The organism is Oleiphilus sp. HI0132, assembly GCF_001635845.1.
Map to the genome: position 1 here is coordinate 1 of NZ_LWGJ01001450.1, position 568 is coordinate 568.

General features: G+C 48.9%; 1 protein-coding gene. It reads left to right on the forward strand.

Annotated elements, in window-relative coordinates; genetic code table 11:
* A partial coding sequence (locus A3766_RS22295; RefSeq protein ID WP_197479682.1) for an ATP-binding protein occupies positions 1-568 on the forward strand: 568 nt, incomplete at both ends.

Genomic DNA, 568 nt, shown 5'->3' on the forward strand with positions numbered 1-568 from the left:
AACTATCACTCAACTTAGACAGCTCAAGCTTAGCGGTATGGCCAATGCGCTCGCTAGCCAGCTTGAACATCCAGGAACCTACGAAGGGCTCTCCTTCGGAGAGCGCCTGCAACTGCTTGCTGATAATGAAAGCCAGGATCGAGAGCAGCGTAAACAGCAACGCTTACTAAAGTCTGCCAAACTGAAGATCGCGGCAAGCGCACAAGACATCGATTACGAGCACCCTCGAGGCTTGAAACAATCCATGATGGCATCGTTACTTCAATGCGACTGGATAAAAAAATATCAAAACCTGCTAATCACAGGCCCCTGTGGCAGTGGAAAAACCTACATTGCTTGTGCGCTCGGCAATACAGCCTGCCTGAAAGGTTATCGCGTCAAGTACTACCGCATCTCCAGACTTCTGCTGGAGTTGGCTCAGGCAAAAGCTGATGGGAGCTATAACAAAGCACTTCAAGCCCTAGCCAAAATCGATCTGCTGATACTCGATGACTGGGGACTAGAGCCCTTAAAAGCAGCTCAACGGAACGACTTGATGGAGATTATGGATGATCGACATGAAAGCAAA